Annotated in this window: 29 protein-coding genes and 1 tRNA gene; 9 read left to right on the forward strand and 21 right to left on the reverse strand. The window is 46.8% G+C overall.

The genetic code is table 11. The annotated features are described in order from the left end of the window. Positions 1 to 50: 50 nt before the first annotated feature. Both ubiB and ubiE read right to left on the reverse strand, forming a co-directional pair. Complete coding sequence (gene ubiB, locus K1X45_RS07000; RefSeq protein WP_220160211.1) at positions 51 to 1,619, reverse strand: 2-polyprenylphenol 6-hydroxylase; 1,569 nt, start codon at positions 1,617 to 1,619, stop codon at positions 51 to 53. 76 nt (positions 1,620 to 1,695) lie between these two features. Then, a complete protein-coding gene (gene ubiE / locus K1X45_RS07005; protein ID WP_022712442.1) occupies positions 1,696 to 2,523 on the reverse strand; it encodes a bifunctional demethylmenaquinone methyltransferase/2-methoxy-6-polyprenyl-1,4-benzoquinol methylase UbiE in 828 nt (275 codons plus the stop codon). A 411-nt stretch (positions 2,524 to 2,934) separates the two neighbouring features. Between ubiE and upp the strand changes: the two genes are divergently transcribed. Continuing rightward, positions 2,935 to 3,561: a uracil phosphoribosyltransferase gene (gene upp / locus K1X45_RS07010; protein ID WP_183956655.1), complete on the forward strand. Its 627-nt coding sequence runs from the start codon at positions 2,935 to 2,937 to the stop codon at positions 3,559 to 3,561. A 99-nt stretch (positions 3,562 to 3,660) separates the two neighbouring features. Here the strand turns inward: upp and deoA are convergent, their stop codons facing one another. The 7 genes from deoA to K1X45_RS07045 are packed head-to-tail and all read right to left on the reverse strand — an operon-like array spanning position 3,661 to position 10,442. Beyond that, positions 3,661 to 4,974 (reverse strand): thymidine phosphorylase, encoded by a 1,314-nt coding sequence (gene deoA, locus K1X45_RS07015; RefSeq protein ID WP_220160212.1) that lies wholly within the window; start codon positions 4,972 to 4,974, stop codon positions 3,661 to 3,663. Between the two features lie 19 nt (positions 4,975 to 4,993). Next, on the reverse strand, positions 4,994 to 5,803 hold the full coding sequence (locus K1X45_RS07020) for a purine-nucleoside phosphorylase (RefSeq protein WP_220160213.1): 810 nt from the start codon (positions 5,801 to 5,803) through the stop codon (positions 4,994 to 4,996). Positions 5,804 to 5,807: 4 nt separating this feature from the next. Then, positions 5,808 to 6,200: a cytidine deaminase gene (locus K1X45_RS07025; protein ID WP_022712438.1), complete on the reverse strand. Its 393-nt coding sequence runs from the start codon at positions 6,198 to 6,200 to the stop codon at positions 5,808 to 5,810. A 24-nt stretch (positions 6,201 to 6,224) separates the two neighbouring features. Next, positions 6,225 to 7,196 carry an ABC transporter permease gene (locus tag K1X45_RS07030; RefSeq protein WP_220160214.1) on the reverse strand — a complete coding sequence of 324 codons (972 nt, stop codon included), beginning with the start codon at positions 7,194 to 7,196 and terminating at the stop codon, positions 6,225 to 6,227. Between the two features lie 5 nt (positions 7,197 to 7,201). Further along, complete coding sequence (locus K1X45_RS07035) at positions 7,202 to 8,338, reverse strand: ABC transporter permease (protein WP_022712436.1); 1,137 nt, start codon at positions 8,336 to 8,338, stop codon at positions 7,202 to 7,204. Further along, positions 8,335 to 8,892, reverse strand: coding sequence for a cysteine hydrolase family protein (locus K1X45_RS07040; protein WP_220160215.1), 558 nt, complete (start codon positions 8,890 to 8,892; stop codon positions 8,335 to 8,337). The genes K1X45_RS07035 and K1X45_RS07040 overlap by 4 nt, the downstream gene beginning before the upstream one ends. Continuing rightward, positions 8,892 to 10,442, reverse strand: coding sequence for an ABC transporter ATP-binding protein (locus K1X45_RS07045; protein ID WP_220160216.1), 1,551 nt, complete (start codon positions 10,440 to 10,442; stop codon positions 8,892 to 8,894). Before K1X45_RS07045 ends, K1X45_RS07040 begins: the two co-directional genes overlap by 1 nt. Before the next feature lie 254 nt (positions 10,443 to 10,696). Here K1X45_RS07045 and K1X45_RS07050 point away from each other — a divergent pair, with 254 nt between their 5' ends. Continuing rightward, a complete protein-coding gene (locus tag K1X45_RS07050; protein WP_022712433.1) occupies positions 10,697 to 10,909 on the forward strand; it encodes a SlyX family protein in 213 nt (70 codons plus the stop codon). 70 nt (positions 10,910 to 10,979) lie between these two features. Here K1X45_RS07050 and K1X45_RS07055 read toward each other — a convergent pair whose 3' ends face one another. The 3 genes from K1X45_RS07055 to K1X45_RS07065 all read right to left on the reverse strand — a co-directional run bounded on the left by K1X45_RS07055 (position 10,980) and on the right by K1X45_RS07065 (position 13,187). Next, on the reverse strand, positions 10,980 to 11,972 hold the full coding sequence (locus K1X45_RS07055) for a BMP family protein (protein ID WP_075657078.1): 993 nt from the start codon (positions 11,970 to 11,972) through the stop codon (positions 10,980 to 10,982). A 187-nt stretch (positions 11,973 to 12,159) separates the two neighbouring features. Then, on the reverse strand, positions 12,160 to 12,804 hold the full coding sequence (gene msrA, locus K1X45_RS07060; RefSeq protein ID WP_210246333.1) for a peptide-methionine (S)-S-oxide reductase MsrA: 645 nt from the start codon (positions 12,802 to 12,804) through the stop codon (positions 12,160 to 12,162). A 110-nt stretch (positions 12,805 to 12,914) separates the two neighbouring features. Beyond that, positions 12,915 to 13,187, reverse strand: a complete 273-nt coding sequence (locus K1X45_RS07065) for a hypothetical protein (RefSeq protein ID WP_220160217.1) — start codon at positions 13,185 to 13,187, stop codon at positions 12,915 to 12,917. Positions 13,188 to 13,740: 553 nt separating this feature from the next. Here K1X45_RS07065 and K1X45_RS07070 point away from each other — a divergent pair. From K1X45_RS07070 to K1X45_RS07085, 4 genes are all read left to right on the forward strand, one after another. Continuing rightward, positions 13,741 to 13,830 (forward strand) — tRNA-Ser (locus K1X45_RS07070). Positions 13,831 to 13,913: 83 nt separating this feature from the next. Then, positions 13,914 to 14,327, forward strand: a complete 414-nt coding sequence (locus K1X45_RS07075; RefSeq protein ID WP_220160218.1) for a hypothetical protein — start codon at positions 13,914 to 13,916, stop codon at positions 14,325 to 14,327. 107 nt (positions 14,328 to 14,434) lie between these two features. Continuing rightward, the gene (locus K1X45_RS07080; protein WP_220160219.1) at positions 14,435 to 15,247 is read left to right on the forward strand and encodes a tyrosine-type recombinase/integrase; all 813 of its coding nucleotides are present in this window, start codon (positions 14,435 to 14,437) and stop codon (positions 15,245 to 15,247) included. 536 nt (positions 15,248 to 15,783) lie between these two features. After that, positions 15,784 to 16,473 carry a hypothetical protein gene (locus K1X45_RS07085; RefSeq protein WP_220160220.1) on the forward strand — a complete coding sequence of 230 codons (690 nt, stop codon included), beginning with the start codon at positions 15,784 to 15,786 and terminating at the stop codon, positions 16,471 to 16,473. Positions 16,474 to 16,562: 89 nt separating this feature from the next. Here the strand turns inward: K1X45_RS07085 and K1X45_RS07090 are convergent, their stop codons facing one another. The 4 genes from K1X45_RS07090 to K1X45_RS07105 form a co-directional block, all read right to left on the reverse strand. Continuing rightward, the gene (locus K1X45_RS07090) at positions 16,563 to 17,597 is read right to left on the reverse strand and encodes a reverse transcriptase family protein (protein WP_220160221.1); all 1,035 of its coding nucleotides are present in this window, start codon (positions 17,595 to 17,597) and stop codon (positions 16,563 to 16,565) included. A gap of 161 nt (positions 17,598 to 17,758) precedes the next feature. Further along, a complete protein-coding gene (locus tag K1X45_RS07095) occupies positions 17,759 to 18,064 on the reverse strand; it encodes a hypothetical protein (RefSeq protein WP_220160222.1) in 306 nt (101 codons plus the stop codon). Further along, positions 18,057 to 18,650, reverse strand: coding sequence for a hypothetical protein (locus tag K1X45_RS07100; protein WP_220160223.1), 594 nt, complete (start codon positions 18,648 to 18,650; stop codon positions 18,057 to 18,059). Before K1X45_RS07100 ends, K1X45_RS07095 begins: the two co-directional genes overlap by 8 nt. 59 nt (positions 18,651 to 18,709) lie before the next feature. Further along, complete coding sequence (locus K1X45_RS07105; protein WP_370627089.1) at positions 18,710 to 18,922, reverse strand: helix-turn-helix transcriptional regulator; 213 nt, start codon at positions 18,920 to 18,922, stop codon at positions 18,710 to 18,712. A 187-nt stretch (positions 18,923 to 19,109) separates the two neighbouring features. Here K1X45_RS07105 and K1X45_RS07110 point away from each other — a divergent pair, with 187 nt between their 5' ends. Next, the gene (locus K1X45_RS07110) at positions 19,110 to 19,679 is read left to right on the forward strand and encodes a site-specific integrase (RefSeq protein ID WP_220160225.1); all 570 of its coding nucleotides are present in this window, start codon (positions 19,110 to 19,112) and stop codon (positions 19,677 to 19,679) included. Further along, complete coding sequence (locus K1X45_RS07115; protein ID WP_220160226.1) at positions 19,679 to 20,089, forward strand: hypothetical protein; 411 nt, start codon at positions 19,679 to 19,681, stop codon at positions 20,087 to 20,089. The genes K1X45_RS07110 and K1X45_RS07115 overlap by 1 nt, the downstream gene beginning before the upstream one ends. Before the next feature lie 411 nt (positions 20,090 to 20,500). Here the strand turns inward: K1X45_RS07115 and K1X45_RS07120 are convergent, their stop codons facing one another. Next, on the reverse strand, positions 20,501 to 20,761 hold the full coding sequence (locus tag K1X45_RS07120) for a hypothetical protein (protein ID WP_220160227.1): 261 nt from the start codon (positions 20,759 to 20,761) through the stop codon (positions 20,501 to 20,503). Positions 20,762 to 20,984: 223 nt separating this feature from the next. On the opposite strand from K1X45_RS07120, the gene arsC reads away from it, so the two are divergent. Further along, positions 20,985 to 21,398 (forward strand): arsenate reductase (glutaredoxin), encoded by a 414-nt coding sequence (gene arsC / locus K1X45_RS07125; protein WP_220160228.1) that lies wholly within the window; start codon positions 20,985 to 20,987, stop codon positions 21,396 to 21,398. A gap of 62 nt (positions 21,399 to 21,460) precedes the next feature. Here the strand turns inward: arsC and K1X45_RS07130 are convergent, their stop codons facing one another. The 4 genes from K1X45_RS07130 to K1X45_RS07145 form a co-directional block, all read right to left on the reverse strand. Beyond that, the gene (locus K1X45_RS07130) at positions 21,461 to 22,669 is read right to left on the reverse strand and encodes a lactate oxidase (protein ID WP_028233538.1); all 1,209 of its coding nucleotides are present in this window, start codon (positions 22,667 to 22,669) and stop codon (positions 21,461 to 21,463) included. 34 nt (positions 22,670 to 22,703) lie between these two features. Continuing rightward, on the reverse strand, positions 22,704 to 23,270 hold the full coding sequence (locus K1X45_RS07135) for a YceI family protein (RefSeq protein WP_022710570.1): 567 nt from the start codon (positions 23,268 to 23,270) through the stop codon (positions 22,704 to 22,706). A gap of 352 nt (positions 23,271 to 23,622) precedes the next feature. Beyond that, entirely contained in the window at positions 23,623 to 24,213 is a 591-nt protein-coding gene (locus K1X45_RS07140; protein WP_220160229.1) for an NTP transferase domain-containing protein, read from the reverse strand. Beyond that, entirely contained in the window at positions 24,206 to 25,129 is a 924-nt protein-coding gene (locus K1X45_RS07145; RefSeq protein ID WP_220160230.1) for an XdhC family protein, read from the reverse strand. The genes K1X45_RS07140 and K1X45_RS07145 overlap by 8 nt, the downstream gene beginning before the upstream one ends. Positions 25,130 to 25,145: the final 16 nt, after the last annotated feature.

The following is a 25,145-nucleotide window of genomic DNA, read 5'->3' on the forward strand; positions in this document are numbered from 1 at the left end:
GAATATCGCTTTTAAACTCAGATTTGCAATCATTTATGCAATCAATGCAATCAAAAAAGCAATTTTACCGTCAGGATCACCACGCAGACCGCTATCACAATCTGGGCAATCCGGCCTGAGCGCGTATGCCGTGCTTCTGCTTTGCCGATAGCCGCAGCGGTCGCATCATCAAAACGCAGACCATTGGCAGCCATATTGTCCAGCTCTCCGGAAAGCCGCTCCAGCCGCTTGGTCAGCTCCGGTGTCTGTCGCATGAAATGCAGCAATGCCATGCCGCTTTCTTTCACATCAGCCGCAATACCGACAGGCCCCAGATTTTTACGGATCCAGCCACCGACAACCGGCTCTGCCGACTTCCACATATTGAAATTCGGATCAAGCGTGCGCGACACACCTTCAACCACAACCATTGTCTTCTGCAGCATAATCAGTTCAGCACGGGTTTCCATGTCAAACAGCTCAGTTACCTCAAACAGCAGGGTCAGCAGCTTCGCCATGGAAATGGTTTCAGCAGGCTGACCATGAATAGGCTCACCAATCGCGCGAATGGCCTGTGCGAAGCTCGCTACATCATGATGATGCGGCACATAGCCGGCCTCAAAATGCACCTCGGCCACACGGCGATAATCGCGCGTGATAAAACCATAGAGAATTTCTGCCAGAAAACGGCGCTGCTGCTTATTGAGACGACCGGTGATACCGAAATCCACAGCAACAATCGTGCCTTTGGCATCTACAAACAGGTTGCCCGGATGCATATCCGCATGGAAAAAACCATCACGCAGCGTATGGCGCAGGAAGGACTGGATCAGTGTACGCGCCAGTTTCTGCAGATCAAAACCGGCAGCACGTAAGCCCTCGACATCCGACATTTTAATGCCGTCGATCCATTCCATGGTCAGCACATCGCGACCGGTGCGCTCCCAATCCACGGCAGGCACACGGAAACCTTCGTCACCCTTGATATTTTCGGCAATTTCGGACAGTGCGGCCGCCTCCAGCCGCAAATCCATCTCGATGCGCGTGGTTTGCGCAAGCGTTTCAGCCACCATGACCGGACGCAAACGGCGCGTTACCGGCACAAAGCGCTCCTGCAAACGCGCAACCATGAAGAAACCTTCAAGATCCTGCGCAAAACGCTGGCGCACACCCGGACGAATGACTTTAACGGCAACTTTGCGCGTACCGCCAACAAATGCCGGATGCACCTGCGCCATAGATGCAGCAGCAATCGGCGCATCAAATTCCGTATAGAGATCATCAATCGTGCGTCCGAGGGAACCCTCAACCGTGCGCTTTGCAGCCTCTTCGGGGAAGAAATCCATCCGGTCCTGCAAAAGCTGCAAATCATCCGCAACTTCCTTGCCGACGAAATCCGGTCGCGTCGCCAGAAACTGACCGAGCTTGACATAAGACGGCCCCAGCCGGTTCATCGCCCGCGACATGCGTTCCGAACGCGCCGTATCGCGCGAGCGTTTACGCGCCAGAGCCCCTGCAACACGATGAGCAAAAGCAGGTAAACCGCTCAGGCCTTCTGCCGGCAATGCGCTGATTACACCTTCACGGGTCATCACCCAACCGGCATGGATCAGTCGGAAACTAGCAGCAATGCGGCCCATAACTCACTCACTTTACAGAGCGCATTCCGGAAATCCTGTAGTAATTTCCGGAATTAAAATGCGCGGGAAATAATAATCAGATTTTCCAGCCAGAATGCAGGCTGGCAATACCGCCGGTGAAATTGCGCCATGTCACGCGGGAGAAACCGGCCGCTGTGATCATATTGGCAAAATCCTGCTGTTTCGGGAATTTGCGAATGGATTCAACCAGATATTTATAGGATTCCGCATCACCGGTCACCATTTTGCCAATGGCAGGAATGGCATGGAACGACCACTGGTCATAAATCTTATCCAGCAGCGGCATTTCCACTTCGGAGAATTCGAGGCAGAGGAAACGGCCGCCCGGTTTCAGCACACGGAACGCTTCTTCCAGCGCCCAGTCAATATGCGGCACATTGCGGATACCAAAAGCAATCGTATAGGCATCAAAGGAATTATCGTCGAAAGGCAGTTTCTCGGCATTGGCCTCGACAAAATCCACATTATTCAGCAGACCTTTTTTGGCCGCACGCTCCTGCCCGACAGCCAGCATTGAGCCGTTAATATCAAGCACAGTTGTATGCGCCTGACGGTCTGATGCTTCAACAATACGGAAGGCAATATCACCGGTACCACCGGCCACATCGAGCGAGCGCCAGTTCTGAATATGCGACGGGATTTTCGGCGGTGCCAGCCAGGCAACCATCGCATCTTTCCATGCACGGTGCAGACCGGCGGACATCAGATCATTCATCACATCATAGCGCTTGGCTACACTGTGAAAAACTTCATTCACCAGCCCCTGCTTGGACTCTTCATCGACTTTCTGAAAGCCGAAAGAATTCTCCATACCACCATGGGCACCGACACGGCTCTCATCTGCACCCTGATCCACGGTAGAATTTTCGTGTTGCTGGCTCATTTATTTATCCTGTCCTGCCCGCCCAACTTACCCGTCGGAACCAAAACACTGCATAGAGACCCGAAACTGCAAATTTCAAGCTATGCCTGATGAAACATCTGCCCAGTAGCATATAAAGGCTGGGCGCGATGTTACAAGCAAATACGGCAAAGTTTGATATGACTTAACAAAATTTGCGTCGCAAAGCGCCGGTAATAATGATTCTTTTGGCGCATAAAACCCGTCACAGTTTCGTGTAGCTCTGCGCATTCATCCATAAAGCCTGCATTCTCTTTGAGAGAATTGTATAAAACGGGATAAATTTAAGCCCTGCTGCTTTTCCATACCCGTATTTTCGCTTATTGCGGTCTGGAAAATTCATCGGCTTCGGCTAATAATGCAAAAAATAAATTTTGAAAGCAGCGGGATATTATGAGCGTTACGGTAGTTAGTCATCCGCTTGTTCAGCACAAGCTCACCATTATGCGCATGAAAGAAACTTCAACCGCCAGCTTCCGGCGGTTGCTGAAAGAAATTTCCCTTCTGCTTTGCTATGAAGTGACCCGCGATCTCGATCTGACAACCACCATGATCGAAACACCGATGCAGCCGATGGAATCGCCGATCCTGGACGGTAAGAAGCTGGTTTTCGCATCCATCCTGCGTGCAGGTAATGGTCTGCTGGAAGGCATGCTAGATCTGGTGCCTGCGGCACGCGTTGCCCATATCGGTCTCTATCGCGACCACAAGACTTTGCAGCCGGTGGAATATTACTTCAAAGCACCGGAAGATATCGTCAACCGTCTGATTATTGTGGTTGATCCGATGCTGGCAACCGGCAATTCCGCCGTTGAAGCGATCACCAAGCTGAAAGAGCGCGGCGCAAGCAATATCCGCTTCCTCTGCCTGCTGGCAGCGCCGGAAGGTATCAAGCATTTTGCGGAAGTGCATCCGGATGTGCCGATCTACACAGCGGCCATTGATGAGAAGCTGAATGAAGACGGCTATATTGTTCCGGGTCTTGGTGATGCCGGAGACCGTATGTACGGCACCAAATAATAAGATTGCGACCGTATGTACGGCACCAAATAACTAAAAAGCGACCGTATGGTCGGCACCAAAAATGAAATAAAAACGGCGCTCTGAGCGCCGTTTTTTTTATGCGGTTACCGTTTCATAAATCACCGGATTGAGTGCCGGTTTGTGTTCACTCAGCATCATGGCCTGCTGCACCATCTGCACAGCCTGCTCGGCCTTGTCTTGCGTCTGCGCGTGAACCAATGCCAGCACATCACCGGCTTTGACTGCACTGCCCAGCGGCAGAATATTGGTCACACCGACAGAAGGATCAATCTGATCCTGCGGGCGCATACGCCCGCCGCCCAATGCTACAACACTCATACCGACTGCGCGTGTATCAATGGCGCTGATATAACCATCACGCTCAGCACGCACCTGCACCTGAAGAGGCGCAACCGGCAGATAATGCGCAGCTCTTTCAACAAAATCCGCAGGCCCGCCAAGCCCTGCAACCATACGGTCGAATTTTTCTGCGGCACTGCCATTATCCAGAGCCGCTTGCGCTTTTACCAAACCATCAGTAACAGTTTGAGCCAGCCCTGCTGTGACCAGCATATGGGCGGCAAAATTCAGCACCACTTCCGCGAGACGTGCCTGACGCTTGGCACCGGTCAGGAAATCAACAGCATTGCGCACTTCCACCGCATTACCGGCGCAATCGGCTAATGGCTCATTCATATCAGTAATCAGCGCACTGGTCGGTAACCCCGCACCATTGGCCACCTGCACCAGACTTTGCGCCAAAGCCTGCGATGCTTCAAATGTCGGCATAAAAGCACCGCTACCGGTTTTCACATCCAGCACAAGCCCGCCAATACCGGAAGCCAGTTTTTTCGAGAGAATAGAAGCGGTAATCAGCGGAATGGATTCCACCGTCGCCGTCACATCACGCACAGCATAGAAACGCTTATCCGCCGGAGCGAGGTCACCTGTCGGACCGATAATCGCGCAACCGCAACCGCGCACCACCTTGTCGAACAAAGCCTTATCAGGATAGCTCTGATAACCGGGAATGGCATCCATCTTATCCAATGTGCCGCCCGTATGACCAAGGCCACGACCGGAAATCATCGGCACATAGGCACCGCAGGCAGCAACAATGGGTGCCAGCATCAAAGACACATTATCACCGACACCGCCTGTCGAATGTTTATCCACCACAGGTCCGTCAAGATCGCGCCATTCCAGCACATCGCCGGAATATTGCATCGCCGTTGTCAGCGCCACAGCCTCATCACGGTTCATACCGTTGAAATAGACCGCCATGCCAAAAGCGGCAATCTGCCCTTCGCTCACACTGCCATCGGTAATACCGCGCACAAATGCCTTGATTTGCTCCGCGCTCAAAACCTGTCTATCGCGTTTTGCCCGAATGATTTCCTGTGGCAGCATAGCGGCACCTTTTTAACGATCAGCCGATTTCGCCAACCAGTATCTTGATAATTTTTTGCAGTTTCTGGCCGCCCAAAGGCGCCATAGTCTTGGTTTCATGGTGCGATAATTCATCACCGCTCATGCCTGCACCATAATTGGTGATGACCGAACAGGCGGCAGCCCGCAGCCCCAGAAAGCGCGCCAGAATGACTTCCGGCACTGTGGACATGCCCACAGCATCAGCACCCAGCACCCGCGCCATGCGGATTTCTGCCGGTGTCTCAAAAGACGGGCCGGAGAACCACATATAGACACCCTCATACAGCTTCTCATCAGCAGCGCGCGCCGCATCGCGGAAAGCCTGCTTGAGGTCTGCATCATAGGCCGCTGTCATGCCGGTAAAACGCGCATCTGTATGTTCGCCGATCAGCGGGTTCATACCGGAATAATTAATATGATCGTCGATCAGCATCACGCTGCCGGGTGCCATCTCCTGCACCACAGAACCGGCGGCATTGGTCAGGATCAGGGTTTCAATGCCAAGTGCTTTCAGTGTCTCCAGCACAGGGCGCATCGCCGCTGCGTCACCCTGCTCGTAATAATGCGCACGCCCTGCCAGCACCATTACCAGCCTGCCCATTAGCCGACCGACAACCACCTCGCCCGCATGACCGCTGACGCCGCTTTTCGGAAAGCGCGGCAGATCGGAATAACGGATATGCACCGGATCATCGAGTTCGCTGACCAGTCCGCCAAGGCCGGAACCCAGCACAATAGCAACTTTCAGCGTTTCACCGGCAAAAGCTTCATTCAAACGGGCGCGTAAAATCAAAGCTGCTTCGGTCATGGCCTTAACCAATCACATCAGTCTGAAAGCTGAATGGCAGCAATTCGCGCATCGTCACGGTCTGCACAACACCGGAACTGTCACACAAATGCAGCGGCACATCAGCACCGGCAAATTCTGCCAGACGCTGACGGCAACCGCCGCAAGGAGAGCATTTTTCCAGTTTTTCAGCCATCACCAGAATTTCAGCAATCTCGCCACCACCGTCCATCACATAATGCGACAGCATGGTGGTTTCAGCGCACCAGCCTTCAGGGAAAGAAATCACTTCAATATTGCAGCCGGAATAAATCCGCCCGTCTTTGGTACGTAAAGCAGCACCAACAGGAAACTTCGAGTAAGGGGCATGGCATTTCTGCATTGCAGCATAAGCTGCATCAAATAGATCCTGAGCCATATCAGCCCCTCCTCATTTTTAATCTTAACGCTCTTTCACGTATGGTATCCCACCCGCTTTCGGCGGAATGGCCTTGCCGATAAAGCCTGCCAGCAGAATAACGGTCAGAATATATGGCAGAGCCTGCATGAACTGCACCGGTACATCACCGATCAGCGGCAGTGACTGACCCTGCAGACGAATGCCCAGCGCATCGAGAAAGCCGAACAGCAAACAAGCATACATCGCCTGCACCGGACGCCATTTGGCGAAGATCAGTGCGGCCAGAGCAATATAGCCTTTACCGGCAGTCATATCCTTCACAAAGCCTGCGCCCTGTGCTGTCGCCAGATAGGCACCGGCCATACCGCAGAGCAGACCGCAGATAATCACTGCACGGTAGCGAAGCCATGTCACTGAAATACCGGCTGTATCAACCGCCGCAGGATTTTCACCCACCGCACGCAGACGCAGACCAAAGCGGGTGCGATACAGAACCCACCATGTCAGTGGCACCATCAGAAACGCCAGATAAACCAAAATAGAATGACCGGAAATCAGCTCCGCATAAAGATAGCCGACAACCGGCACATCTTTAACGGCTTCCGCACCCGGAAAATTAATAGATGTAAAACGGGCGCTGTTTGGCAAAGACGGTGTACGGCCACCCTGCCCGAACCATGCCTGACCGAGAATAATTGTTGTACCCGCAGCAATAAAGTTGATTGCCAGACCGGAAACGATCTGATTGCCGCGATGGGTGATCGAGGCAAAACCGTGCACCAGCGACAACAGCATCGAAACCAGCAAAGCCGCACCAAGACCGGCAAGGGCAGACCCGCTGATGGCAGCAACAGTACCGGCCGCAAAAGCACCGGCCAGCATTTTACCTTCAAGACCGATATCAACAATCCCTGCGCGCTCTGAATAGAGCCCCGCAAGACAGGCAAACAGCAACGGCGCAGACAGGCGCAAGGTTGAATCAAGCAGCTGAATAAGAGTTACATAGCTGTCCATGGCGCTTACTCCCCTGCCTTCGTGGCTGCACCGGCAGCATTTCGCGATGCAAAACGCATGAAAAACCGCTGGAAAGCAGGACGGAACATATGCTCCATCGCACCGGCAAACAGGATCACCAGACCCTGAATAATCACAATCATGTCGCGGGAAATATTCGGCATATCAAAAGCGATTTCCGCACCGCCCTGATAAAGCATACCAAACAGGATCGCCGCCGGAATGATCCCCACCGGATGCGAGCGCCCCATCAGTGCCACAGCAATGCCCACAAAACCGGCACCGGCCACAAAGTCCAGCTGCAGGCGATATTGCGCGCCCATTACCGGATTCAGTGCCATCATACCGGCCAGCGCACCGGAAATCAGCATGGTGATAATAATCGTTCTCGACGGATTGATACCGGCATATTCAGCGGCGCGCGGGCTGTGCCCCATGGTGCGGATTTCATAGCCGATTTTTGTCCGCCAGATCAGCAGCCACACCAGATAGCAAGCCAGCAGCGCCAGCAAAAAGCTGATATTCAGCGGTGCCGAACGGATTTCCATACCGAACAGGTTCATCAGCCAGTCGAGTTTCGGCAGTTGCCCACCTTCTGCAAAGCCACGGCTTTCCGGTGCCATCACGCCAATCGGTTTGATGAAATTGATAATCAGATAGACCATCAGACTGGCGGCAATGAAGTTGAACATAATCGTGGTAATCACGATATGCGAACCGCGTTTTGCCAGAAGCCATGCCGGTATCAGCGCCCACAGCGCGCCGAAAATAGCACCGCCAAGCAATGCCGCAATCATGGTAATCCACCACGGCATGGATGCATCCAGCCAGAGACAGATCAGCGCCACGCCAAGACCACCGATATAAGCCTGCCCCTCACCGCCGATATTGAACAGCCCGCAATGAAAAGCGACAGCCACAGCCAGACCGGCAAAGATAAAATTCGTGGCATAAAACAGCGTATAGCCAATGCCTTCACCGGAGCCAAAGGCGCCTTTGACCATCAGCAGTGCCGCATCCAGTGGATTTTCTCCGACCAGCAGCACCACAAGTCCTGCAACCAGAAACGCAACCAGCAGGTTCAGTGTCGGGATCAGACCATAATCCACCCAGCGCGGTAATTTTGCAAAAGGCTGGCTCATGGCAACATTCCGATCACGGCGTCAGTGGTTTTTACCTGCGCATATTCGCCCTGCAACACGGCCAGTGTCAGCGCATGCACATCTTCCGCACTCCAGAGACGCCCCTGCAGGTCTGTGCGGTCTGTACTGGCAACCGCATCTTCCGGCACAATCACCTCAAAACCGAGATTAGCGGCCATACGCACTGTTGCATCAACGGAATTTTCCAGCAGCACACCGCCAATAACCAGCGTGCGGATTTGCAACTCATCCAGCACATCCATCAGATCTGTGCCGATAAAAGCGCTGTTGGTACGTTTATCCACGACCGGTTCACCGATCTGAGGCTCGACTTCTGCTTTGAAGTCATTACCTGCCGTACCAGAGCGATAAGGCGACTGCGGATCGGTTGAATCATGGCGCACATGCACCACCGGCAGACGACGCTCGCGCCATGCTTCCAGCAGGCGCTGTAAATTCGCTTCTGTCTGCGGTTGTCCGCGGCGACCCCATTTCGGATCATCAATAGCCTTTTGCATATCAATGATGAGCAATGCCGGTGTTGAGCTAATCATCAATGCAGGCCCTTTTCGGTTTTCTTATTATCTTCATCCTGAATGCCCGCCATCAGCAGGCCGATTTCCCCCTCACCGGCTTCCGGTCCGCACTCACCGACAACACGTCCGGCAAACATCACCAGAATACGGTCGGACAGCGAACGGATTTCGTCCAGCTCAACAGAAATCAACAGCACGGCCTTACCGGCATCGCGCATTTCAATAATACGTTTATGAATAAATTCGATCGCACCGACATCCACGCCGCGCGTCGGCTGCGCTACAATCAGCACATCCGGATTGCGTTCCATCTCACGTGCCAGCACGATCTTCTGCTGGTTACCACCGGAGAAATTCGCAGTTTTCAAACGCGGATCGGCAGGACGGATATCATATTGCGCAATCTTGCCCTTAGCATCCTGCATGATCGCTTCAATATTCAGGAACGGTCCTTTGAGATAACGCGGATCATCGTGATAGCCGAGAATGGAATTTTCATATTCCTCATAGGCCAGCACCAGCCCCATATGATGGCGGTCTTCCGGTACATGGGCGAGACCACGACGGCGCAATTCCGCCGGATGCGCATTACCGGTCACATTGACCGGCAGGCTATTCAGCATCACCACACCGCTCTCGGCACGGCGAATACCGGCGATGACTTCAATCAGTTCTGACTGACCGTTACCGGCAACACCGGCAATGCCGACAATCTCACCGGCACGCACATCAAAGGACACCGTATCCACAACTGTGGTTTTCTGCGCATTGCGCACGACAAGGTTCTTCACTTGCAAAACAGGCTCACCGGGTGTCGCAACCTGCTTGTTCACGCGCAGCAAAACACGGCGGCCAACCATCAGTTCAGCCAGTTCTTCCACGCTTGCTTCAGCGGTTTTGCGGGTGGCAACCATCGTGCCCTGACGCATCACCGAGACATTATCTGTCACTGCCATGATCTCGCGCAGCTTATGGGTAATCAGAACAATGGTTTTGCCCTGATCTTTCAGCTGCCGCAAAATGCGGAACAGATGGTCAGCCTCTGATGGTGTCAGCACACCGGTCGGCTCATCAAGGATCAAAATTTCCGCGCCGCGATACAGCGCTTTCAGAATTTCCACGCGCTGCTGCAGACCAACCGGCAGATCTTCGACCACCGCATCAGGGTCAACATCCAGCGCATATTCTTTTTCGAGCGCTTTCAGCTGCTCGCGTGCTTTTGCAATGCCGGCTGATAATAAAGGCGCACCTTCCGCACCCAGCATCACATTTTCAAGCACTGTAAAATTATCAACCAGCATAAAGTGCTGATGCACCATACCGATGCCCGCAGCGATTGCCGCATCCGGATTGGATATATGCACCTGCCGGTCATTGACTTTGATCGTGCCTTTATCCGGCTGATAGAAACCGTAGATAATCGACATCAAAGTCGATTTTCCGGCGCCGTTTTCGCCGATAATCCCGTGGATGGTTCCCTTTTTGATCCGCAGATCAATAGCACGGTTTGCGTGCACAGCGCCGAAACGCTTATCAATTCCTGTCAGTTCAAGTGCAGGCTGCGCCATTATCCCATCCGTTAATCATCGACATCGCATTGCCGGAGCATTTTTATCAAATAACATATCGCGAACATCAAATGAAAACATCTGACATGTTCTGCTTTAACTGATTCCGCCACGCAGTTAACAATATATGCTATTGCATAAAGCTGTGTGTAAACCACCACAAAGCCGCATTTCACCCCTCATAATAGCGTGAAATATCACTTCCGTGCACTATATGAATACAAAACACCCTCTGATCTGTCAGGAAACCACCCATGTCTGAAAATCTGTCCGACCGGCTTACAGAGCTGGAAATTCGCAATGCGGAACAGGAAAAGACAATTGAAGACCTGTCCGGTGAGATTGCCGAGCAATGGAAGCTGATTACCGCGCTGAACAAAAAGCTCAGCGCGCTGACTGATCGCTTTCTTGAGCTGGAAGAGCAAACAGCGCCGGAAGTCTCCGTGACCAAACCGCCCCACTGGTAAGACACAAAGAAATTTCAAATGGAAAAGGGCAGTGTCACCACTGCCCTTTTCTATGAATAGCCCTACCGGATTAGTAAGGGCACTTATTGTCTGTGGTGTAGTCATGCACCTTGATTTTACCGGAAATGATGTCGGCCTTTGCAGCTTCAACCGCGGCCTTCATTTCAGGTGTAATCAGCTTGGCGTTGTTTTCATCCATCGCATAGCTCACACCATCATCTTTCAGACCCATCTGAACGATACCGGCTGTGAATTTATCAGCAGCAACATCTTCAAAAGCCTTATAAACGGCAGTATCAACACCCTTAACCATCGAGGTCAGAACATGACCCGGATGCAGGCCGTTCTGGTTGGAGTCAACACCGATGCCGAGCTTGCCCGCATCAGCCGCAGCCTGCAACACGCCAATACCGGTACCACCGGCAGCATGATAAATCACGTCAGAACCCTGATCGATCTGGGCTTTAGTGATTTCGCTGCCTTTAGCCGGATCATTCCAGGCGGCAGGTGTATCGCCGGTCCAGTTATTCAGAACTTTTGTGCCTTCTTTACCGGCTTTTGCGCCACCGGCATAACCGCAATAGAAACGACGGATCAGCGGCACATCCATACCACCGACAAAGCTTACAGTGCCGGTTTTAGAAGCCATCGCTGCCAGCATACCAACCAGATAGCCGCCTTCTTCTTCTTTAAAGACAACGGAGCGCACATTCGGTGCTTCCACAACGGCATCAATGATTACGAATTTTGTGTCCGGAAATTCCTTGGCAACTTTCTCAATTGCGGAAACAGCCGAGAAACCGGCAATCACAACCGGTGAGTTACCGTCCTGCGCAAATTTACGCAGAGCCTGCTCACGCTGCGCATCGTTCTGAATTTCAAATTCACGATAATTGGTGCCGTGATCTGCCTTATATTTGGCTGCGCCATTATAAGCGGCTTCATTGAAAGACTTGTCAAATTTTCCGCCAAAGTCATAAACAACAGCCGGCTTCAGTTCTGCCGAATAGGCTGCTGAAACACTCAGGGTCGCGGCCAACAGGCCCATAACGATACGCTTCATTACCACTCACCTCCGATAGCGCAGTAATTCTGCGCGAGAAAATACCCACCCGTGTTCGGTAAATTATTCTGTTTTTTACCGCCCGCTCAGATTTTAATAATCGGCAATCTGGCACGGTCCGGAACTTTTTTCATCTTAAATTTATGCGCTTACACATATTTCATTGCTAGAACACACCGCGCCGCCCTTAAATCACGCAGGAAACGCCTGTACCGCGCAAGCCGCAATAACCCTGAGGGTTTTTCGCCAGATACTGCTGATGATAGCCTTCAGCATAATAAAAATCAGAAGCAGGCAGAATTTCCGTCGTAATTGCGCCAAGACCACGGGCGGTCAGCGCCTGCTGGTAAGCTGCTTTACTCGCTTCAGCAGTCTTCAGATCTTCATCCGAATAAACATAAATCCCTGAGCGATATGTTGTGCCTATATCATTGCCCTGCCGCATACCCTGCGTCGGGTCATGTTCTTCCCAGAAAATCTGCAGAAGCTGCGCCAGCGTCACCTCGGCCGGATCATAGACCACCTGCACTACTTCATTATGCCCTGTCAGGCCTGTACAGGTTTCCTCATAGGTCGGGTTCGGTGTCAGACCGCCGCTATAACCGGCAGCGGTGACATAAACACCGGGCACCTGCCAGAACAAACGCTCCACACCCCAAAAACAGCCCATACCGAACAGAATTTTCTTCATATTATGCGGCCATGGCCCGTGCAGAGGAAGTCCGGAAACAAAATGGTCTTCGGAAGTCGCAATCGCCTCAGTACGACCGGCAAGCGCCTCATTACTGGTCGGCATACGCAACTTGTGTTCGGGATATTGTCTGAACATCATCATAGTCCCTGTCTGATGCATTTCCGGTTTAAACAGCAACAACGGAAATACTGTATACTTGTTAGTTTTAACGGCAAGCAACCGGAACGGGCTTACACATATCTGTACTCTTAACGTGCATAAGATTTACGCCCGATCGTTCCGGCAGCAAAACACACTATACTCAGCACTAAAAATAAGAACCATCCGGGCATATTCAACACCGGAACCATCCAGTTGTTCCAAAAGCCGTTCCAGAAGACCTGCCGTATAAAACCGGCAAAAGCAGCTAAATATTCAGGCAGATAATCCTGCAAACTCTGCAGAAACGGCGTCACAACCAAACGAAGCTGCGCAATTGATCGCGCAATATCAAAAACAGCAAATAACAAGCTGACACCCAACGACCAGAGCGCCAGAAAATTAAAAAATACACGCATAATAACCCATATCCGTCTTCTGAAATTCAGAACTCAAAAAACAACTCTGAATATCATTCTATCACAAGGGCTCTTTCTGACAGACAGGCTATTAAATTTTTCTAATATAAAATTATAATTCACGGAAAAGACCGTAAGTCCCCCCCTCCGTTGAACAAAAACATTTGTCCTTTTGGACATAAGATTCGACCAGTTTCGTCACGAGTTTCAGCAAGATCAGTCAAAAACGGGTAAAATCATGCTCTGGCGGCGCGAAATTCGATGATATTTTCCACAGAGCCTCAAAAATATTAAAATCAATAAATTCAATAAGTTAAACAAATAAACCATCTGATTATTTATATAATTTCACCGTTTTTTGCCTGTAAAATTAAATGAATTCAGTGAAACACGAAATAATGGTTGAACATCCGTCTTTTATAGCTATATTCCGCGCCGAAACGGTCGTTTAACAGCTGACCACTGTTTGAAGATACGCCGTTGTGATTGATATCATTTATAAATATCAGTCTTGAGTGGAGAGGTGGCCGAGTGGTTGAAGGCGCACGCCTGGAAAGTGTGTATACGGGGAACCGTATCGCGGGTTCGAATCCCGCTCTCTCCGCCAGATTTGCTTTTTAAGCCCTTGTTTTCATTGAAATCAACCACTTAGCATGTACTTTTGGTACACAATTCGGTACGCATGTGCTTATGAAAAAAGCTGTGATTCCAGGATTTGAAGCTAAGTACCTGTTTGAAAGAGGTGATGGCAATTACCTCTACAGAAGGCGAATCCCTGCTCAATATCAAGAGCTGGCGGATGGCCATTCTGAGTTCAAGACCTCATTGAAGTGCAAGAACCACAATCAGGTCATAGAAAAATATGGCCAGCTTCATGCTCACTATGAAAGATTGATGGAGCATCTAAAGACAGGCAAAAGCATCAACAGCACTGAAATCGAGTCTTTGAAAAACCTCAAATCAATCAGTGCAAATCTGGGTGTTCAATACAGGTCCAAGGAGCAATTGATCCAAGAGAATGATTTGGCTACCTTTGCCCAAAGACTGATCATTGCAAGCAGCAAAATCCAGATCCGATTTCCATCCAAGCCTTATTTGGAATAGCACCTGACCAGCCTTCTCTGGATGATGTTCTGGACTTCTATAATGAGCACACCAGAGATAAACTGATTGGCTTAAACCCCAGAGAGATTTCAAAGAAAAAGTCTCCTGTGCAACTGGCAGTCAATAGAGCCAATAACTTCTTTGGCAAAGGTATACCATACACACAGATTACAAAACAGCTTGCCCTAGCCTATAGGTCACATCTTGTCGATTGGGTTGAAGCTGAGGAGATGAAGGCTGGTACAGCCAACAAGCAGCTTACACATGTGAGAAAGATCATCACTTTCTATCAAGACCAAAATGGCCTTAAGCAGGACAACCCTTTCCACAAAATACACCTGACTGAGGAAAAGACAGCCCGTCCAGCCTACTCCATTGAGTTTCTCAAAGAAAAATGGCTCAAAGGTTCTCCCTTCTCATCCCTCAATGATGAATCTTTGCATATTCTCTATGTCATTATGGATACAGGAGGCGGCCTAAAGGAAATTTGTGGGCTGGCCCCTGAAGATATCCATCTGGACCATGAGGTTCCTCATATAAAGATCAGGCCCAACAAGTTCCGGAAGCTTAAAACGGGCCACAGAGGTCGAGAAATCCCCTTGGTAGGCCAAAGCCTGATTGCCTTCAAAAAATATCCACAAGGCTTCCCTTCTCACACTCACCCAACAGGTGCAGACAATTTTTCAGCCAATGTGAACAAATACCTCAAGCTGCATGGCCTGAGTGAAACAGAAGCTCATGGCATCTACAGCCTGAGACACACTTTCAAAGACAGAATGAGAAAACACAGGCTTCCACCCGAGCTGCAAAACTACCTGATGGGGCACAAAGATGGGTCAATGGGGGCATATTATGGGAGTGGATACTCATTAAATGACAGCCAAGACTATATGAAGCTTTTAGAAATCGACTGGAAATAATAAGCTTTTCCAATAACTTAATTAAAACTGAGCCTATCATTTGCATCTGGTCAATAGCCAAAATGCATTTGATAGGCTTTTTCATGCAAATCATAGTATATTGGGGGAAATAAATAATGTAGGAATTCAGCAACTGCCCAACCTAAAGGAACCTTTGGCAAGTTGTTTGAACTGAATGGACTTTACTGAATCTGAACTTGAATATTATGGTAATTTACTAAAAAAAATTGGTGCAATTATAATTAAATTAGAGTATAATGAACTCATTCCCCTGTTTAATCATTATGATGCTCTTATCAAAACTTTAAAAAATCGATCGACTCCTCAATGGGGTTGATTAGGACTGCTTTCCTGTAAATAAATTAATATAAATTATTTTGTTGATCGCGGCTGCAGACAGCCGCGGTCTAAATAGTGTTTGGGTGATTTTGCCCTAGATTGTGAATTATAAAATAAAGCCGATCGGAACTTAAGTCCTGGGTAGCCATTCCCAGGGCAATTGATAAACTTATTTAAAATTTGAAAGTACCATTAATATGAACATCTTAAACCCATCCATTCATGGATATCTGCCGACAGGCAGATCAATTATTAACTCTAGTCATGACCAATGGCTTCATGACTTATTTATGGATAAATTTAGGTTTGATCACAATGACTTAAATTTAAAATACAGCCCGTCTCATTTTGAAAAGAACCTGTATTTTGTAACCATACATTTCAAGACAGGTCTCTTTGCAGCCAAAAATTCTTATTCATTATACAACTCAAGACCGATGTTTGAATCTTTCAAATTCTGGTATTTAGATACAATAAAAACTGTTATGGGGCCAAAAGCCAACAAACAGATCAAATATCAGCCCTTTGCTGTTGCCTCTCTGGATGTTGAAGGTACTGCTCATGGTGTACCTGCATCAGTTTTTCAAACACCACATATACATGCTTGTCTATTAGTCCATCCAAAAAATCAGGATAGCTTTGAAGCTCATCTTCTCTCCCCCAAAGCCCAGCAATTCAGGGATAAAAATATTTCTAAAATTGATATCAAGCAATTTCAGGATGACAGCAGAGGGATTGAACCCATGTTAACCTATGCATCCAAATATGCCAGAGAGCAGCAATCAAGTCCAAGACATACAACATTGTTAGAAGCCTACCCAAATATGGATGCTAAAAACTATCCTTTTTATAGGTTCAAAGGAAGAAATTCACTTCAAAACACCTGAAACAGAATATACAATTCTGTTTCATTATTATCTCTAATACACAAAATTTCATACCAAATAAGTAATTATTTGTCTTAATTTGAAACCGTTCACTTATGTTTTGTTTCATGGAGCGGTTTTTTATGACTTTTTAAAATTCCTAGAACCTCATAAGCCTGTTTGGTAATAGATCTATTTTTTTCAGGGTCCAAATAAATTAAAACTCCATATAACCCCTTAACTTCTTGTATTTTATCCAAATTATTAGAAGGATCTTTTCTTACATTATGTAAAAATCCTCTAGTTTTATTTCTCCAATATTTTGGCATACCAATAACTGAATTAACCACAATTCCAGTTATCTCTTGTCTGCTTCCTGGCCCCATAAATTTAGTTTTTTTATCATTCAGCTTCAGATGATATTCATCAAGCACATTCTTTAATGTTTCCAAAAAATCAAAATTAATCTTTGTGTTTGCTGAAAAGGTTAAATCATCTGCATATCTTGTATAAATCCATCCATTTTTAATAGACTCTAATTCAAGAATATTATCAATATCTTTAAAATATAGATTAGCAATAACTGGACTAGTCGGTGCACCAGTTGGTAATCTATTATCTAATGTGCATAATTTAGATAAAATTTCACTTGAACTAATAGGATATCCAAGCTTTAAGAAAATTTTTTTTACATCTTCAGTCGATATACTATCAAAAAAATTCTTAACATCCACATTTAAAATATACTTTCTACCAAAATGTTTCTTAGCATTGTCTATATAGTTTCTGCCCTTAACAAAGCCATATACACTCTCATTAAATTTCAAATTAGAAAAAATATTATCACAAATCCACCATTGGATTACTTTTAAATATGTTTTAGGAGAATATATAACACGTTCCTTCCCACCTCCTTTTGGGATTGTAAAGTCACTATAATGATAGTTAACATTACTTATAATTTTTTTTAAAAGTGCGGATGACACGCCAATATAAGCTGCAAGATGATGAATATTCCCTATGTATGGATAATTTGTTGCCTCCAAAAAGGCTCTACATACTTGTAACTCATTTGGGAAATAAGCAGTGAAGTAAGCTAGATAATCACTATGTCGCGGGGAATGATAATAAGAACGAGGCGGCATATTTCACCAATCATAGATTGCTTTAAGAGCGTGATTAGTAAGAGAAGAAGGGGATTGTCTGAGAGTCAGGCGATGCCCTTCTTCTCTTACTAATCACGATCTCTTACAAAATTGAGCCTAAACACCCGGAAGACTGCTACAGCCTCCAAATTACCGCCTCGTCACTTACAATATAATTTTCTCTGTTTTTTTAGCAAGAACAATCTTCTATTATCTAGCTCTTTATTACCCATAAAATTGCTAACCAAAATAACAGCGGCCATAGATAATATATAAGTTCCCACTCTTACCTTAACCAACATTCCATTATTTTTTAAATAATTATGAGTTTTTTTGAAGTCATAAGTTTCAACATTTAAATTATCGCTCCCCCAAAATTCTTTATAATATCTTGACACATCCTGCACTCTTGCTGGCTGTATAATTTTTAAACAAGCAAGATATTTTATTATAAATTCTTCATCCATCCTTTAGTGCCTTTTTCATTTCCAATAAATCAATTTTATCAGACAAGAATTCATCACAACTTTTTTTTATTTTATCATAATCATTGTAATCAATATATAAAACAGATGAATTATATGCTTTAACAGCTTTAACAATTCCATGATTCATATAACTTTTATCTTTTTCATGCTTTTTATCTATAATAACAAGCATCTTCTCACAAATTACCTCTAAAATAGCCCAGCTACCCAGCTCACAAAAAACCCCAGCCCCAGACGGAAAAACAATTAGTGCATCTATATGTTTTTTAATATGATCAATTTCATAAACAACAGCATTGGAATATTTTCCAAAGCTGATATTGCCGATTTCCTTCAATCGATCATCTTCACCTAAGTAAACAATATATCCTTCTTTAGTATAAGAATCCCATAATTTATACCTATTAGTAGTCATGACACAGGAGTTGTTGACTGCATGTTTTGATGATTTTTTTATATTAATATATGGTCCTGCAATAAAAATATCACATTTAGATTTTTTCTTTTCTAATTTAGCTTGCAAATGAATGCCATCTAATTTTTTTATTTTATTAAAATCTTCCATGTCAATATCACTCTACAAGTATTACTAACCATTTAACTTTATCATGGTTAATTATTATATCACTTTTTTCTACCTCCTTTAAGAGGTTTGACATCAAGATTATCAATATACTCATTAGAAAAGAGTTCATAAGCTTCACAGCCCAATGCAACTACTAATTTTTCTATAGTGAGAATTGTAGGGTTTTTTTTCCCCCTTTCAATATGGCCAACATAAGCTCTCTCAACCCCTGCAAGCAGAGCTAGTTCTTCCTGAGATATGTTTTTGGACACTCTAATTCTTCTTAGATTGAGTGCTAGCAGCTCTTGAATCTCCATTGTCAGAAATGAGCATTTCAATTCATTTAATACGACGTTTGATAAAACGTGGTATTATAGAACTACGAATCGTCTTAATGGTTCCAGCCCAAGGTTGAACTTCATTAGGCAGGTCTAAATTGTAGTTTATAGGCAAATTGAAATGTTAAATGACCCCTATGGGAAAAGGTTATATCTCACAGCCTCAGAAAGGCATGCATTTCTGCAAACAGCTATGAAGATGTCTGGTGACATCAGATCATTCTGTGAAATTCTTCATTTTACAGGCTGCAGAATTTCTGAAGCCCTCAATCTCACTGTTGATAGAATTGACCTTGAAAATGAAGTGGTGGTCTTTGAGACCTTAAAAAAGAGAAAAACAGGTGTTTTTAGGTCTGTTCCAGTCCCTTCCAACCTCCTGAACATATTAGAGCTGGTTCACCACATCAGAAAGCCTGGCAAGTTGAACAGAAAGCTCTGGAGTTGGTCTAGGGTAACAGCTTGGAGACATATCAAGGTTGTTATGGCTGAAGCAAGAATTCAGCAAGGTCCACACACCTCCCCCAAAGGGCTCAGACATGGATATGGAGTTAATGCCATATCCTCAGGTGTCCCCTTGAACATGCTGTCCAAATGGATGGGTCATTCAGCAATAGAAATCACAGCAATTTATACAAATGCAGTTGGCAGTGAGCAGAAGCAAATTTCTGCAAGAATGTGGGAGTCTATTTAATGAGTGATTTTTCTGTATCTGGTAAAATTGAAACCAACCAAGGTATGTCTACCAATGAATTTGAAAGAGCATTCCTCAAGGAGCTCTCTGCAACATTCAATAAGGTGAAATCAAAAAGCTCAACTTCAGGTCTTCTGATTTCTGGTAGAGTTAAACCATCTGTTTTCAATCCCATAGCTTCCTTCAAAGGAAAACTTGAGGTGAGCATCAGAGAAAATCAGTGCAAGTACATATATGATGGAAAAATCGGAACCAATGGCTGGTTCTGGATAACATTCATTATCTTTTTGCTAATCTTTTTCCCTTTAATTCTAATAGTCATCTTGATGTACCATAAGCAAAAAAATCAAGTTATTGAGGAAATGAAGAAACTTGAAGACAGACTGAAATTTTCTCTTGAGAAGTTTTAACAGCCAATAAAAACTCTTGTGTACCAAATAGATAGCAGCGTTTTGGTACACAAACTGGCACGCAAAATCATAATATCAATAAATTTTATCAAATAAAAACAAATACTTACAATTGCGTCAGCTCGATTTCGTCATCCGCTCTCTCCGCCAGTTATCAAGTTTAAACATTTAATGCATCTGAATAGTTCACAAGTATCGATTAGATACTCACCAACTCCCTTTGAAAACCAATAAATCTCTGAAATATAGCCGACCATACTTATTGAGGATCAATTAACATACATAACGTTGATTCAAACAATCAGCCCGCCCCCCCTAAAAAACAAGATTAAATTATTCTTAGGCCTCATTTTTACAATTCACTCAACTTAGACATATTTTTATTTCAATTTTGACGACGTAGTTACACTACTACTTTCTAAACCCGCAAAAAAAGTAATCATATTTAGAAAGATCTATTTTTTCATCAATATAGTTTTGAAAAAAAATCGCCATTTCTTCGTCAAAAAAATATGTATCAAATATTGAATCATATGTATTTTTATTTAAAATCCTACGGATATCGCTTACAGAAATTTTATCAATCACATACTCTTTTATAAACTTATCACCGTCTTTCTCATAAATCTCGACAGACCAAGTTATAGAACTATAGTCTACATTTCCGCTCATAATCTTGTCCCCCATACCTAAGATTTAATCATCCAAGGCAATCAACGAAATTACCACTCTTTCATGGATAGAGCTAATCAAAGATCGATTCTAAAACACATCAATCATCTAGTGCGTTGATCCCGATATTAGGGCACCTAATGCTTTCATGATCAAGATGATTAACCGGCCCAAAAACTGGTATATGTAAGGCAATGATCGAACCAAGGCAGGTCAATCTCTGATGTCCGTTACAATTTATCATAACCCCGCATGCGGTACTTCACGCAATACACTCGCTATGATCCACGCCAGCGGTGAAGAGCCTGTAATCATTGAATATTTGCAAACACCACCCTCCAAAAAACAACTGTCTGAACTTCTTGCAGCCATGAAAATCCCCGTGCGTGATTTATTGCGGGAAAAAGGGACGCCTTTTGCGGAGCTGGATCTGGCAAATCCCAAATGGTCTGACGATCAGTTGCTCGACTTCATAGTGCAGCATCCCATCCTGATGAACAGACCGATTGTGGTGTCACCACGTGGCGCTGCGCTTTGTCGTCCGTCAGAGCTTGTTCTTGATCTTCTGGAAAATCCGGCTACCAGTTTCACCAAAGAAGACGGCGAACAAATTACTCATGTCATTTCTCAATTGTGACCTGCAGACATAAAAAGGCGGCCGGAAAACCGGCCGCCTCACGCACTGCATATCGATAATAATTATTCGAAATCTTTATCGCTATAGAGTTTTGTTTTCTTCACTTCTTCAATGTTTTTCACACCACCCAGCATCATATTGATGGTCAGCTCTTTATTCAGCTGCTGGATCACGGAGTTGACACCTTCCGACCCGCCGAGATTAAGGCCATAAAGGATCGGACGGCCAACAGCGACCACATCCGCACCGCTTGCCAGCGCCTTAAACACATGTGAACCGCGACGCACACCACTGTCGAAAACAATCGGAACGCGCTTATTCACGACCTTGGCAATCGAAGGCAGAACATCAAAAGAAGCAGGACCACTGTCGAGCTGACGGCCACCGTGGTTGGAAACCCAGATACTGTCTGCACCGGCTTTAATCACCACGTCAGCATCTTCCGGCGACTGAATACCTTTCACAATCACCGGCAGACCGGTCATGTCTTTTACATATTTAATATCGGCTGGTGTGAATGCCTGTTTGGCCTGTGCATAGATTTCACTGATGCCTGCACCTTTACCGGTTTTGGAACCATCATCATTCTGCTTGGCAAACAGTTCCAGATTGGCAAAGCCCAGCGGGAACTGGAAGTTATTCTTGATATCGTCTTCACGATAACCGCCGACCGGTGAGTCAACGGTCAGAATAATCGCCTTGGCACCGCTATCCTTGGCACGTTTCAGAGTAAACTCATTAAACGCTTCATTCTTGCTCATATAGAGCTGGAAGAAGAACGGATTACCGTCGGATACCGCAGCCACTTCTTCAATGGTTTTATTGCCATAGGTGCTCAGAGAGAAGATCGAACCCGCTTTTGCCATGCCTTTGGCCGTAGCGATTTCACCATCCTGATGTGCCAGCCCCTGTGCCGCCATCGGTGCCTGAATAACAGGGGTTTTCAGATCAATACCAAGATAATTAGTCTTCAGATCAATGTCTGACAATTCAATGCCCTGCATGACGCGCGGCATGATATATTTCTTGTCAAACACCGAGGTGTTGGAGCGCAGATTCTGCTCGTTTTCTGCACCGCCACGAATATAGCCGAAAGCGCCTTTATCCATATTGGCCTTAACCTGAGCTTCAAGTTCACCCAGATTGGTGATCTTGACAGGGCCTTCCGCGGTGCTGGCTTTATAGTCAGCGGCATGAGCAACGCCAAGGGAAAGAGCAAGCGCAATTGCGCTCAGCGATACTGCATATTTTTTGCTAAGAAATGTTTTCATCGTACAAACTCCCGGCTTTGCGCCGATTGACTGTTTACTGTTTGACAGCTTCTGCCTGAATTTTCAGAGTGACCATTTTCTCCATGCCTTCTTTGACAAGGAAATCCACGCCCCATTTGGTGCGGTCGATTGTAACTTCGAAGTCACCGCCACAAACTTCAGCATTCAACATCGGGTTCTGGTAGCAGTTGAACTTGGTCGCTTTGAGCTGCACAGGATGTGTCTGGCCTTTGATGGTCAGATTACCGTCAACCGAAACCAGCTTGTTATCAGCGACATTCCACTTGGTAGATGTAAAGTCGATTGTCGGATACTTCGCTGCATCAAGAAGATCAGCGCTTTTCATATGCGCATCGAAACCCTTGATACCTGTATTCAAAGTATCGACAGGAATAGACACTTTCACAGAACCGGTCTGCGTTTCCGGTGAATAGCTGATATCTCCTTTAATACCGTAGAAGCCACCGGTATTGGTAGAGGTATTAAAGTGATCGATATAAAATACTGCCTTTGTATGATCGGGATCCAGCTTATAGTCAGCCGCCTGCGCAGCAGAAACGGTCAGCAAAGAAGCAAGAAGCGGCAATATAATTTTCTTCATTTTTGTTATTCCTGTTTTAGGCATTTGAAAATTAGTACAGCAAATGCATTCTTCAACCGGCATGTGACACAAAACAGAATGAGCCACTCTGCTTTGCTATCATCCGATTCAAACCTGCATTTCGACATGCACTGTTTTCTGTGGTGGAGAGCTAGGGAATGAACTGAAAACCAGTTCCGCTCGTATGGTTAAACAATAAGCCTCTGGCGCGCTGCTGTGTAGAGCGGATTTTAATAAGCACTGTTCTAAAAACAGGACAATTATTCAGTGCAGACTAATCAGGACAGGAATTCGACCTGTACGGATGATAAAAAAGCGCCAAAATGCGCTTTCTATAGGGGTAAAAGAGCTGTCAGAGCGGCGCCTGTAAAATCTGCCGGATCTGCTCGAAATCCGTCATCGTATCAATATCGGCAAAGGCCGGTGCAGCCATTTCTGCAAATTCTGCCTGAGGTAAAAGACTGCGCGCTCCGCCCTCACCTGCAAGCGGCAAATTTCTCAAATGCTCTGTCAGGCACAAAGCCGGAGGGCCGCTATAATCACCGGATGAAGATGCAATCACCGGCGCTGTGCTGTGCGCAGCCAAATGCAATAAATGCTCAATATGAGAGTGCGGCACCAGCGGCATATCCGCAAGACAAATCAGCACCCGTGACTGCGCCTGAATTTCCGCCAGACCGCGATGCAGGGAGCCAAGCATGCCTGCGTCAACATCTTCTGTCAGCCCCAGCGTAAAGCCTGCATCCGCATAGGCATTCGTCCACGGTGCAAAGCTGCGGCAGGTTACAATTCGTTTGCCCCATGGAAAGCCGTCTAGCACTTGCAATATGTGATGCGCCACAGGCTTGCTGCCGAGCATGGCATTCAGCTTATCACCATCCGTATAGCGCGAGCCTGCCCCTGCTCCCAGCACCAGAACAGCAACCGAAGACGCATCAACCATGACGCACATCCTTGGCTTGTTCTGTCTTACGCGCCATAATCTCAGCCAGAACCGATACAGCCAAAGATCGTGCATCCCGTACAGGCCCGAACAGGCCTATTGGCGCGGACAACCGCGCAATCTGCTCTTGCGAAAAACCGTCTTTCAGCAATTGCTCAAGCCGAACCGCATGGGTGCGCTTGCTACCGAGACAGCCGATATAAAAAGCACGGCTGTTCAGCGCCTGTTTCAGCAACGGCAGCTCTTTATCAAGATCATGCTGGAGAAACACCACCGCCGTCGCTTCATCTGTATCCGCAGGCAATGCATCGCGCATAGCTTCAATATTCAGCGCTGTTGCAGCCTGGTAAAGCACTTCGCTTTCCAGCCCCTGCCCCAGCAGCACAAGGCGCAATGCAGGCGGCAGAGCAACGGCGAACTGGCCTTCATGCCAGCCGGTGTTGCGCGATATTTCGGAACAGGTCAAAGTCTGGTGCTGAGGGTGATAAAGCAATGCAACCGCCTGTCGGCGCGCATGATAGCCCAGCACAGCTTCCAGCGCCTGCGCATCCCGCAACACATGGATAGCCAGCACAATCCCGCCGCCGCAGGGCAACACCACATCAAAATAGGAAGACCCTTTGCCGAGCCGCAATATTCTGTCCTGCTGCTCCGCGAGCGCTTGCACAGCCTCGCGTGCAACGACACCCTCGACGCAACCGCCGGATACCATGCCGCAATAACCGCCCGCGGCATTTACAGCCATCATGGCACCGGCAGCGCGGGAAGACCCGCCGATAATTTCCGTCAGCATAACCAGCGCACAAGGCTTACCCTGCTGCACAGTTTCATGCGCAAAGCGCAGCAGATCAATCGTCTGATCTGTATGAAATAAGCGATGCACATCGACTTTATCGGGTACGATACCATCGTCCATAGCAATGATGCCTTAT

This window comes from Pseudochrobactrum sp. Wa41.01b-1, from assembly GCF_019464455.1.
In the GTDB taxonomy this organism is placed as follows: Bacteria; Pseudomonadota; Alphaproteobacteria; order Rhizobiales; family Rhizobiaceae; genus Pseudochrobactrum; species Pseudochrobactrum saccharolyticum.

Coding starts and splice junctions, on each gene's coding strand:
- ubiB (WP_220160211.1), bottom strand. CDS start 1,619: ATGGGCCGCATTGCTGCTAGTTTCCGACTGATCCATGCCGGTTGGGTG.
- ubiE (WP_022712442.1), bottom strand. CDS start 2,523: ATGAGCCAGCAACACGAAAATTCTACCGTGGATCAGGGTGCAGATGAG.
- upp (WP_183956655.1), top strand. CDS start 2,935: ATGAGCGTTACGGTAGTTAGTCATCCGCTTGTTCAGCACAAGCTCACC.
- deoA (WP_220160212.1), bottom strand. CDS start 4,974: ATGCTGCCACAGGAAATCATTCGGGCAAAACGCGATAGACAGGTTTTG.
- K1X45_RS07020 (WP_220160213.1), bottom strand. CDS start 5,803: ATGACCGAAGCAGCTTTGATTTTACGCGCCCGTTTGAATGAAGCTTTT.
- K1X45_RS07025 (WP_022712438.1), bottom strand. CDS start 6,200: ATGGCTCAGGATCTATTTGATGCAGCTTATGCTGCAATGCAGAAATGC.
- K1X45_RS07030 (WP_220160214.1), bottom strand. CDS start 7,196: ATGGACAGCTATGTAACTCTTATTCAGCTGCTTGATTCAACCTTGCGC.
- K1X45_RS07035 (WP_022712436.1), bottom strand. CDS start 8,338: ATGAGCCAGCCTTTTGCAAAATTACCGCGCTGGGTGGATTATGGTCTG.
- K1X45_RS07040 (WP_220160215.1), bottom strand. CDS start 8,892: ATGATTAGCTCAACACCGGCATTGCTCATCATTGATATGCAAAAGGCT.
- K1X45_RS07045 (WP_220160216.1), bottom strand. CDS start 10,442: ATGGCGCAGCCTGCACTTGAACTGACAGGAATTGATAAGCGTTTCGGC.
- K1X45_RS07050 (WP_022712433.1), top strand. CDS start 10,697: ATGTCTGAAAATCTGTCCGACCGGCTTACAGAGCTGGAAATTCGCAAT.
- K1X45_RS07055 (WP_075657078.1), bottom strand. CDS start 11,972: ATGAAGCGTATCGTTATGGGCCTGTTGGCCGCGACCCTGAGTGTTTCA.
- msrA (WP_210246333.1), bottom strand. CDS start 12,804: ATGATGTTCAGACAATATCCCGAACACAAGTTGCGTATGCCGACCAGT.
- K1X45_RS07075 (WP_220160218.1), top strand. CDS start 13,914: ATGAAAAAAGCTGTGATTCCAGGATTTGAAGCTAAGTACCTGTTTGAA.
- K1X45_RS07085 (WP_220160220.1), top strand. CDS start 15,784: ATGAACATCTTAAACCCATCCATTCATGGATATCTGCCGACAGGCAGA.
- K1X45_RS07090 (WP_220160221.1), bottom strand. CDS start 17,597: ATGCCGCCTCGTTCTTATTATCATTCCCCGCGACATAGTGATTATCTA.
- K1X45_RS07095 (WP_220160222.1), bottom strand. CDS start 18,064: ATGGATGAAGAATTTATAATAAAATATCTTGCTTGTTTAAAAATTATA.
- K1X45_RS07100 (WP_220160223.1), bottom strand. CDS start 18,650: ATGGAAGATTTTAATAAAATAAAAAAATTAGATGGCATTCATTTGCAA.
- K1X45_RS07110 (WP_220160225.1), top strand. CDS start 19,110: ATGTTAAATGACCCCTATGGGAAAAGGTTATATCTCACAGCCTCAGAA.
- K1X45_RS07115 (WP_220160226.1), top strand. CDS start 19,679: ATGAGTGATTTTTCTGTATCTGGTAAAATTGAAACCAACCAAGGTATG.
- K1X45_RS07120 (WP_220160227.1), bottom strand. CDS start 20,761: ATGAGCGGAAATGTAGACTATAGTTCTATAACTTGGTCTGTCGAGATT.
- arsC (WP_220160228.1), top strand. CDS start 20,985: ATGTCCGTTACAATTTATCATAACCCCGCATGCGGTACTTCACGCAAT.
- K1X45_RS07130 (WP_028233538.1), bottom strand. CDS start 22,669: ATGAAAACATTTCTTAGCAAAAAATATGCAGTATCGCTGAGCGCAATT.
- K1X45_RS07135 (WP_022710570.1), bottom strand. CDS start 23,270: ATGAAGAAAATTATATTGCCGCTTCTTGCTTCTTTGCTGACCGTTTCT.
- K1X45_RS07140 (WP_220160229.1), bottom strand. CDS start 24,213: ATGGTTGATGCGTCTTCGGTTGCTGTTCTGGTGCTGGGAGCAGGGGCA.
- K1X45_RS07145 (WP_220160230.1), bottom strand. CDS start 25,129: ATGGACGATGGTATCGTACCCGATAAAGTCGATGTGCATCGCTTATTT.